Origin of the sequence: Roseococcus thiosulfatophilus (genome assembly GCF_017311575.1) — a bacterium.
Lineage (GTDB): Bacteria > Pseudomonadota > Alphaproteobacteria > Acetobacterales > Acetobacteraceae > Roseococcus > Roseococcus thiosulfatophilus.
Window position 1 is genome coordinate 1 of the sequence record NZ_JAFFQY010000031.1, and the last position, 8,213, is coordinate 8,213.

Genomic DNA, 8,213 nt, shown 5'->3' on the forward strand with positions numbered 1-8,213 from the left:
GTCATCGGGGCGGTTAGTTGACGCATTAACGGATATCATAAGGCCCTTCTCTGAACGCCAAGGCCTCAAAGGGGACCTGATACGTCTCCAAAGAGAAGAAGTAGCGCTAAAGGTTGCCGAAATTGCGGCCAAACGCATCGAGCACGAGAAATTAGAGATTACTCCTGCTCCTTTAAAGACCGTTGTCCGCATACTCGAAGCTTCTTCACTCGAAAGCATCGGTGATGAAGTGATGATAAATTTGTGGGCAAACTTGCTGGCGAGTGCAGCAACCGATACCAAAAGTAATGTTCCACGTTATGTTTCTATATTGGCTGATTTAAATGGCGATCAGGCCCGCTTACTACAAAAAATCATTACTTATCAAGGAGCCATAAAAGAGAAATTAGATGTTGAGCGAATTTGGGATGGCCTCTGGGGTGCAGATCAGGGGTCACTCATTTCTGACCTAACGCGTCACGTTAAAGAAAAGACTGCAGAAAATATTTTTAATAAGTTGGAGGAATGCCTTCGTCTGCCAGGTATTGCTCTTGAAGACATAATAATTGAGCAGGGGGAAGAAAGTTGGTCCGGAACCACGGGCATGTTTCCGATTAGTCAGCATCAGAGAGACTTAGATATACTACTCAGTTTAAATTTAGTTCAAGATAGAAGCTTTAAATATGTAAAATTTGGTAAATTCGAAATTTCCGTATTCTTTTTTTGCGTATCCAGACTCGGTCTTGAGCTATTTGCGGCATGCAATCCTGATATTATAAAGCCGAGCACATGAGTTTTCATGCATTTCACCCTTGAGGGGCGGTCGAAGTCAGTTTCTGATTAGCTTCGCCCTAAGCCGCCCCCACAACCACGCACACATTCTGCCCTCCGAACCCGAAGCTGTTGGACAGCGCCGCCCGGAACCCATGCTGCCGTCCCACCGGCACCGTGTCCATGCCGATCTCGGGGTCCGGGTCGTCCTGGTTGATGGTGGGCGGCAGGAACTGGTCGCGCAGCGCCAGCAGGCAGACGCCCGCCTCGATCGCGCCCGCGGCCGAGAGCGTGTGGCCGATCATGGACTTGGTCGAGGAAATGGGCGGCGGCGCCTCGGTCCCGAACACCAGCTTCGCCGCCAGCGTCTCCATCTTGTCGTTCTCGGGCGTGGAGGTGCCATGGGCGTTGATGTAGCCCACATCCCTCGCGCTCAGCCCCGCATCGGCCAGGGCGCGTTCCATGGCGGCCACGATGGCATGCCCGTCGGGCGAGGAGCGGGTGCGGTGGAAAGTGTCCGCCGCCTCGCCCACGCCCAGGATATAGCCCAGGATGGTGGCGCCGCGGGCGCGGGCATGGGCCTCGCTCTCCAGCACCAGCGCCCCCGCGCCATCACCCATCACGAAGCCGTCGCGGGACTGGGTGAAGGGGCGCGAGACCGCCTCGGGCGGGTCGTTGCGGCCGGACAGCGCCTGCAGAAGCCCGAAGCGGATGAAGGCCTCGGGCTGGAGCGAGGCCTCGGCCCCGCCCGCGATGGCGCAATCCGCCTCGCCCCGCCGGATCGCCTCGATGGCCAACTGGATGGCCGAGGCGCCGGAGGCGCAGGCGGTGGTGACGGCCTGGGGCACGCCCTGGGTCTCGAAGCGTTCCGCCAGCCAGGTTGCGACGCCGCCCAGCAGAAAGTCCTGGTAATGCGTGGCATTCCCGGCGCCGGCCGCGATCATTCCCGCATGGTCCGGCGCGCCAAGGGCCAGGCGCTGCGGCCATTCGATCTCGACGGGCGGCAGGCCGAAGCAGAGCGGGCCGGGGAAGGGACCCGACAGCCCCGACTGCGCCAGCGCCTCGGCAATGGCGGCCTCGCCCATGCGGCGCAGGCGTTCAGGTGCCACCAGCGGCGTGCCGGAGGCATCCTCCGGGAAATCCACGCAGGCGGCGACCCGCGCCTTCATGCCCGTGGTGTCGAAGCGGGTGATGGCGCGCACGCCCGAACGCCCGGCGCGGATGGCGGCCCAGCTTTCGGCCGCGTTGCCGCCCAGCGCCGTGACCATGCCGAGCCCCGTGACCGCGACGCGCATCAGACCGCCTCCAGGATCGCCGCGGCCTCGCCGCGCCATTGGCCGCAGCCGGTGACGAGCACGCGCCGCGCCCGGCCCTCCGCGATCGCGTAGGTGGCCAGCGCCAGGCCCGCCGGGAAGGCCGCCTCGGCCGAATGGCCGAAGAGGTCGGCCGTGAAGAGGTCGGGCGCGCGGGGCAGGGCGGCGAGTTCATCCGCCGTGGCGGCGGGCGCGCCGGAGGCGGTGGAGATCACCAGCTCGGCCTCATGCCCCACCCGGTCCAGCAGCGCGCGCAGCCGCGCCACGCGCCCCTCGGGCCGGCCCTGGCTCGTTTCGATGGCGACAAGCCGCGCCAGCGGCGCCGCGTTGGCGCCCTCCGGCTCCAGCGTCAGGAAGGCCGCGACCGAGCCCAGCACCATGCCCTGGCGCGCGGGCAGCGGCGCCCAGGGGCCCTGGTGCAGCGCGCCGCCAAAGCCGTAGAGCAGCAGCAGCTCCGGCCGGTCGCTGGTCATGGCGGCCCCGGTCAGCGCAACAGGCGAGGTCCCGGCCGCCACGCGCCGCGCCGCCACGCGCACGGCCTCGGCGCCCGCCACCTCCTCGCCCATCAGCGTGCGGGAGGAGCCGGCGACGCCATGGGTGATGGAAATGGACCCCGCCAGCAGGTTGGGCAGCTGCGCCAGGAACAGGGTGGGCCGCAGCCCCTCCAGCAGCATCTTGTGCACGCCGGCCGCATCGGGCCGCGCGGCCAGGATGGCGGCGTCCAGCGCCGCGTCGCGCTCGCCGCCGCCGGCGGCCACGGTCACGTCCATCCGGCCGACCTGCGGCTTGATCCCGGCCTCCTCGATGGCGATGCCGGCCGCATGCACGCCGATGCGCTGCCAGGGCTCCATCTGCCGCATCTCGCGGCGCGGGATGAAGCGGTCCAGCGGCAATTCCGGGGTGGGATGGATGTCGTAGGGCGCGTCCTTGGCCCGCGCCAGCACGGGGGGCACGCCGCCGGCCAGCAGGGGGGCATGCACGCCGCGCCCCTCGCCATGGCTGGAGACGACGCCCACCCCCGTCACCATGACAGGCGTCATGGCAGCAGGCCGATGGCGGTGGCGCGCGCCCGCAGCGCGGGCTCGAGGCCGGGTGCCGGGAAGGCCAGCGTCTTGAGCGTGAGTTCCGCCTCGGCCGCGCGGGCGGTCCCCTCGTTCACCGTGCCGCGCAGCACGGCGTAGCCCGATCCGTCATGGATCAGCTCGGCCGTCACCCGCAATTCGGCACCGGGCCGGACCATGCCGCGCAGCTTCGCCTCGCCCACCTTGGCCAGCACGGCCATGCGGGTGAAGCCATGCCGCGCCACGACCAGCCAGCCGGCGGTCTGGGCCATGGCCTCCACCATCAGCACGCCGGGCAGCAGGGGGAAGCCGGGGAAATGGCCCTCGAAGACCGGGCTTTCCTCGGGCACGCGCGCCAGCGCCACGAGGCGGTCCGCCTCGCGCTCCAGCACGCGGTCCACCATCTCGAAATATTCGAGGCGCAAGGCTCAGCCCTGCTTGGCGGCCACGAGTTCCTCGATGCGCTTGGCCAGGCTGCCCATCACGAAGAACTGCTCGGCCGGGGCCTTGCCGGAATTGACCTGCTCGGTCCAGGCCTCCACGGGCACCTTCACGCCGAAGCGCTTGTCGATCTCGAAGACGATGTCGAGGAAGTCGAGGCTGTCGATGCCCAGGTCATTGATGACATGCGCCTCGGGCGTGATCTTCGCGCGGTCCACATTGGCCGTCTCGGCGATGATCTCGGCGATGGTGTCGAAGGCATTGGCAGGCGGCGCCGAGGACATGGCGACGGGCTCCGTATTGGGAATGAGGCGCTGTCTTTGGCGCTTTGTGGCCCGGCTGTCCAGCGCGCCCGGCGCGGGGCACCTGTGACCAAGCGTGACCACAGGTGTGGCGGCCAGCCCGCACCGGGGGGTCAAGGGGGGGCTGGCCGCAGGGGACGGGCGGGGCCGGGGGTGGGCGCCCGCCCGGCCCCGTCTCACGCGCGCCTGGCGTGGCGCAGCACCATCAGCGGCGTCCAGCCGCCATCCGGGCCGCGCACGGAGGTTTCCATGCGGCGATGGTCCGCATCCTCCCAGATGAGGGTGTCGCGGTAGAGAGCCGTGCCTTCGCCGATAAAGGCGGGGCCCTCGCTTTCCAGCGTCAGCACCTTTCCATCCTCGGACAGCGTGCCGTCATAGATGGACAGGTGCCACATCATGGACCCCACCCAGCTGCCGATGAAGCGTTCCCGCACCGGGTCGTAGCCGAGGGTGATGACGCATTGCGCCTCGCCCCCGCCCGGCATCTCGCCCACCGACTCGCCCATGATCCAATAGCCGCCGAGGGAGCGCACCGTCTCCGTGCCGTGCCCGGTCATCTGGCCGCCATCGGGCGTCATGAACTCGCCCGTGTAGTCCCACTCGCCCAGGAAGCGGTGCAGCCAGCCATGGCCATGGGCGGGGGGCGCGCCCATGGGGCACATCTGCGCGGGGCGTTTCACGAAGGCCGTGAGGCGGTCCATCATCTCGCCCCAGCCGCGCTCGAAGCCCATTTCGGCATGGGCGTCGCGCATCTCGGGGGTGGGGTGGGTCCAGGTGATGTCGAGGCGGGTGCCCCCGGCCTCGGGCGCCAGCTCCACACTCAGCCGGGCGCCGGGCAGGGGGCAGCCCTCCGCATCCTCCATCCGCATGACCAGGCGGCGCGGGGCCTCCAGCGCCTCGAAGCGGGTGAGGCCGCCGCACACATGGCCCGAGGCGTCGCGCATCCGGGTCAGGAAGCGGCCGCCCACGCGCGGCTCCACCTCGCACTCCGTCAGGGTGGTGCCCCTGGGGCCGAACCAGCCGCGCAATTCCTCGGGCGAGGTCCAGGCGCGGAAGACCTGGTCGGGCGGCGCGGGCAGGCGGCGCGTCAGCCGCAATTCCGTCTCGGCCGCGTGGGCCTGGTGATGGGTGTCCATGGGCGTGTCCTTCCTTCCTGGGGGTGGGGTTCTCAGCCGAGCGCGGCCAGCAGCCGCTCCAGCGATTCGGTCCAGCCGCGGCGATGGCCGGTGGCGGCGGCCTCGTCGGCGAAGCGGTCATGGGTGAGGGTGAGTTCCGTGCCCTCCTCGACCGGGCGCAGCGTCACGGTGAGGCGCGAGACGCGCTCCGGCGTCGTGATCCAGGACCAGGCGAGCACCAGCCGGCGCGGCTTCTCGATCTCCTGGAACACGGCCTTGGTCTCGTGGCGCTCGCCATTCTCCTCGCGCAGCACGACGTTCAGCTCGCCGCCCAGCCGCAGGTCCACGCGGGCCGATTCCACCTTGGTGTGGTGCGGGCCGAACCAGAGGGCGATGACCTCCGGGCTGGTCCAGGCCTCCCACACGCGCTCGGGCGTGGCCTTGAAGCGGCGCACGAGGGTGACGCTCGGGACGATGGCGTTCATGTCGGGTCCTTCGCTTCGACGATGGCGGCCAGGCGATCCAGGCTCTCGGCCCAGAAGCGCTGGTAGCGGGCGAGCCAGGCCATGGCGTCCTCCATGGGCGCGGCCGCCAGCCGGCAATGCACGGTGCGGCCGGTCTTGCGGCGGGTGATGAGGCGCGCGCCCTCCAGCACATCCAGGTGCTTCATCACGGCGGGCAGCGACATGGCGATGGGGGCGGCCAGCGCGGAGACGGTCTGCCCGTCCTCCGCGGCCAGACGTTCCAGCAGCGCGCGGCGGGTGGGGTCGGCCAGCGCGGCGAAGACCTGGTCCAGGGGGGCGGAATGCTTATCCATACGGTTTAGTATCCGCGCGGCGGCGCGAATGGTCAACCGTTTTTTTAAGTGTCCGCCCCCATTTCGGGTCGGCTAGACCCGCGAGGGCGGCGCCGTCATGGCCGCGAGGCCGCTTTCCCACGAAATCCGCGGCGCATAGCCCAGTTCACGCCGCGCCTTGTCCATGCGGATGGTGAAGGGCTTGCCGATGAGGCGCAGCATCTGCCGCGTGAGGGGCGGTTCCCCGCGAAGGCGCAGGGCCCGCCACGCGGCGCCCATCGCGCCCGCCATGAACCAGGCCAGCCCGAAGGGCACCGCGCGCTCTCCGGGCCGGACGCCGCGCGTGGCGAGCAGCCCCGAGACCACGCCCTTCAGCGTGCCATCCGGCCCGTCGGAGACGAAATAGGCCTCGCCCCCGCGCCCCGCATCGGCCGCGAGAAGCAGCGCCTCGCAGAGATTGTCCACATGGCAGGTGGACATGGCCTGGTCGCCCCCGCCCACCCATTGGAAGCGGCCGGCGCGCACCGTCTCGACCATGTGGTCGAGGGTGGGCATGCCCGGCCCCCAGATGAAGGGCGGCCGCACCGCCACCGTCTCGAAGCCCGGCCGGGAGCCATTGGCGGCGAGCAGGATCTGCTCCGCCCGGGCCTTGGGGGCCGCGTAGGGCGCGAAGGAGGGGGTGTGGAGCGGGGCACCCTCCTCCACGCCGAGCATCGGCTCGGGCCGGCCCATGACGACCGCGGCGGCGCTGACCGACACCACACGGCGCAGCCCGGGGGTGGCCCGCGCGGCCTCCACCACGGCCTGCGTGCCCTCGACATTGGCGCGGTCGAACAGGTGGCGCGGGCCCCAGAGCTTGAAGTGGGCGGCGACGTGGAAAACCACCTCGCACCCGGCCATGCCGGAACGGAGCGCGGCGTGGTCGTGAAGGTCACCCAGGACGGGCGTGGCCCCGAGCCCCGCCATCATCGCCGTGGCCTCGGGGCTGCGGGCCAGCGCGCGGACCTCCCAGCCCTGGGCCAGCAGCCGGGTGATGAGGCGGGAGCCGACGAAGCCGGAACCTCCCGTGACGAAGGCTCTGCGGGGAGAGGGGGAGGCGGGGTGGGCGGACATGGCGGGTTCCTTGCCGGGGTTGGACGCCACCAACCTGGCAGGAACGGGAACGTATTTCAAGAAACAGATTATGAATTCTGTTCGTAGTTGACGCGACGGGGGCGCGCCCTATCTTCCCCGCATGTCCTCCCTCCGGCCCGCCACCGCGGATGATCCCTTCCGGTCGCAGATCCTCGACACCGCCCGCCTGCAGCTGCGCCGCTTCGGGGAGGGCAAGACGAATGTCGTGGACATCGCCCGCGCGCTCGGCACCTCGCACACCACCATCTACCGGCACTTCCGATCGAAATCGGAGATCTTCGACGCCGTGGTCGAGGAGGCGATGCGCGACGAGGCGCTGCTGGCCGAGCACCATGTCCGCGCCGACGCCCCGGCCGCCGAGCGGCTGGAGGCCATGGTCCTCGCCCTGCACCAGCGCAAGCGCGAGCGCTTCGCCGACGACCCGGAGGTCTACCAGCTCTACCGGCGCGTGGTGGAGGAACGGCCCGAAATCATCGCCGCCTATGCCCGCGCCATGACGGCGCTGGTGGCCGAGATCATCGCCGATGGGGTCCGTCGCGGCGAGTTCGACCTGGACGACGTGCCGGCCGCGGCCGGCGTGGTGCGCGATGCGGTGACGGTCTTCGTCCACCCCGCCCATGTCGAGGCCGCCGTGAAGGCCGGGCTGCCGGTGGAGGAGATGGCGCGCAACGTGGTGCGAAGCCTCTGCACGGCCTTCCGGGCGGGCATGCGCTATGACCCGCCCGCCCTCGGAACGGATCGGCCGGGGCGGGCGCAACCGAAGCGTAAGGCCTGACCGCGCGGCGCCAGGCGCGCCATGCCTCAAGGCGAGGCCGCCTCGAGGTTCAGGCGGACAGGGCGTCCATGAGGGCCCTGGTGAAGGCCGGAATGTCGGCTGGCATGCGGCTCGTGATCAGGTTGCCGTCCACCACCACCTCCGCATCCTCGACCAGCGCGCCGGCGTTCCGCCATTCCCACCGCCGCCGGTTGCCCGATGCGCCCGAGTTCTTGCCCAATCCGCCGAGGCGCTTGCCGCCCGGCGGCATTCCCATAGATTCGCGCCATGACGCAGACGCTTCTCGACGCCGTCCGCCGCCATTCGGACGCGCATGCCGACGCGCACGGGGTCGCGCGGACCCCAGTCGCGGGGCTGTCCACCATCCGCGCCACCCGCCCGAGCGAGCTGCAATACGCCATCAACCGCCCCCTGGTGGCGCTCGTCCTGCAGGGCCGCAAGCGCGTGACCATGGGCAGCGAAAGCTTCGAGTTCGGCGCCGGCGATTCCCTGTTGATCGCGGCCGACCTGCCGACCGTCAGCCTAG

12 protein-coding genes are annotated in these 8,213 nt (G+C 69.4%); 3 read left to right on the forward strand and 9 right to left on the reverse strand.

Annotated elements, in window-relative coordinates:
- A partial coding sequence (locus JTN19_RS11655; protein ID WP_206932630.1) for an Abi-alpha family protein occupies window positions 1-772 on the forward strand: 772 nt, incomplete at its 5' end.
- A 58-nt stretch (window positions 773-830) separates the two neighbouring features.
- Here JTN19_RS11655 and JTN19_RS11660 read toward each other — a convergent pair.
- The 8 genes from JTN19_RS11660 to JTN19_RS11695 form a co-directional block, all read right to left on the reverse strand.
- Window positions 831-2,045 (reverse strand): beta-ketoacyl synthase N-terminal-like domain-containing protein, encoded by a 1,215-nt coding sequence (locus JTN19_RS11660; protein WP_206932631.1) that lies wholly within the window; start codon window positions 2,043-2,045, stop codon window positions 831-833.
- The gene (locus tag JTN19_RS11665) at window positions 2,045-3,103 is read right to left on the reverse strand and encodes a beta-ketoacyl-ACP synthase (protein ID WP_206932632.1); all 1,059 of its coding nucleotides are present in this window, start codon (window positions 3,101-3,103) and stop codon (window positions 2,045-2,047) included. Before JTN19_RS11665 ends, JTN19_RS11660 begins: the two co-directional genes overlap by 1 nt.
- Window positions 3,100-3,549 (reverse strand): 3-hydroxyacyl-ACP dehydratase FabZ family protein, encoded by a 450-nt coding sequence (locus JTN19_RS11670; protein ID WP_206932633.1) that lies wholly within the window; start codon window positions 3,547-3,549, stop codon window positions 3,100-3,102. Before JTN19_RS11670 ends, JTN19_RS11665 begins: the two co-directional genes overlap by 4 nt.
- A gap of 3 nt (window positions 3,550-3,552) precedes the next feature.
- A complete protein-coding gene (locus JTN19_RS11675; protein WP_191084686.1) occupies window positions 3,553-3,849 on the reverse strand; it encodes an acyl carrier protein in 297 nt (98 codons plus the stop codon).
- A 194-nt stretch (window positions 3,850-4,043) separates the two neighbouring features.
- A complete protein-coding gene (locus JTN19_RS11680; protein WP_206932634.1) occupies window positions 4,044-5,003 on the reverse strand; it encodes a DUF1579 family protein in 960 nt (319 codons plus the stop codon).
- A gap of 32 nt (window positions 5,004-5,035) precedes the next feature.
- Window positions 5,036-5,467 carry an SRPBCC family protein gene (locus JTN19_RS11685; protein ID WP_206932636.1) on the reverse strand — a complete coding sequence of 144 codons (432 nt, stop codon included), beginning with the start codon at window positions 5,465-5,467 and terminating at the stop codon, window positions 5,036-5,038.
- A complete protein-coding gene (locus tag JTN19_RS11690; RefSeq protein ID WP_206932637.1) occupies window positions 5,464-5,799 on the reverse strand; it encodes an ArsR/SmtB family transcription factor in 336 nt (111 codons plus the stop codon). The genes JTN19_RS11685 and JTN19_RS11690 overlap by 4 nt, the downstream gene beginning before the upstream one ends.
- A 72-nt stretch (window positions 5,800-5,871) precedes the next feature.
- On the reverse strand, window positions 5,872-6,891 hold the full coding sequence (locus JTN19_RS11695; RefSeq protein WP_206932639.1) for an NAD-dependent epimerase/dehydratase family protein: 1,020 nt from the start codon (window positions 6,889-6,891) through the stop codon (window positions 5,872-5,874).
- A gap of 121 nt (window positions 6,892-7,012) precedes the next feature.
- Here JTN19_RS11695 and JTN19_RS11700 point away from each other — a divergent pair, with 121 nt between their 5' ends.
- Complete coding sequence (locus JTN19_RS11700) at window positions 7,013-7,687, forward strand: TetR/AcrR family transcriptional regulator (protein WP_206932642.1); 675 nt, start codon at window positions 7,013-7,015, stop codon at window positions 7,685-7,687.
- A gap of 49 nt (window positions 7,688-7,736) precedes the next feature.
- On the opposite strand, the gene JTN19_RS11705 is transcribed toward JTN19_RS11700, so the two are convergent.
- Window positions 7,737-7,943: a DJ-1/PfpI family protein gene (locus tag JTN19_RS11705; RefSeq protein WP_206932648.1), complete on the reverse strand. Its 207-nt coding sequence runs from the start codon at window positions 7,941-7,943 to the stop codon at window positions 7,737-7,739.
- Between the two features lie 11 nt (window positions 7,944-7,954).
- Here JTN19_RS11705 and JTN19_RS11710 point away from each other — a divergent pair.
- The coding region (locus JTN19_RS11710) for an AraC family transcriptional regulator (protein ID WP_206932650.1) at window positions 7,955-8,213 on the forward strand (259 nt) is incomplete at its 3' end.

Excerpts from the sequence above, each read along its gene's own strand:
- JTN19_RS11705 (WP_206932648.1), bottom strand. The coding sequence starts at position 7,943 with ATGGGAATGCCGCCGGGCGGCAAGCGCCTCGGCGGATTGGGCAAGAAC.
- JTN19_RS11665 (WP_206932632.1), bottom strand. The coding sequence starts at position 3,103 with ATGACGCCTGTCATGGTGACGGGGGTGGGCGTCGTCTCCAGCCATGGC.
- JTN19_RS11660 (WP_206932631.1), bottom strand. The coding sequence starts at position 2,045 with ATGCGCGTCGCGGTCACGGGGCTCGGCATGGTCACGGCGCTGGGCGGC.
- JTN19_RS11680 (WP_206932634.1), bottom strand. The coding sequence starts at position 5,003 with ATGGACACCCATCACCAGGCCCACGCGGCCGAGACGGAATTGCGGCTG.
- JTN19_RS11690 (WP_206932637.1), bottom strand. The coding sequence starts at position 5,799 with ATGGATAAGCATTCCGCCCCCCTGGACCAGGTCTTCGCCGCGCTGGCC.
- JTN19_RS11695 (WP_206932639.1), bottom strand. The coding sequence starts at position 6,891 with ATGTCCGCCCACCCCGCCTCCCCCTCTCCCCGCAGAGCCTTCGTCACG.
- JTN19_RS11685 (WP_206932636.1), bottom strand. The coding sequence starts at position 5,467 with ATGAACGCCATCGTCCCGAGCGTCACCCTCGTGCGCCGCTTCAAGGCC.
- JTN19_RS11675 (WP_191084686.1), bottom strand. The coding sequence starts at position 3,849 with ATGTCCTCGGCGCCGCCTGCCAATGCCTTCGACACCATCGCCGAGATC.
- JTN19_RS11700 (WP_206932642.1), top strand. The coding sequence starts at position 7,013 with ATGTCCTCCCTCCGGCCCGCCACCGCGGATGATCCCTTCCGGTCGCAG.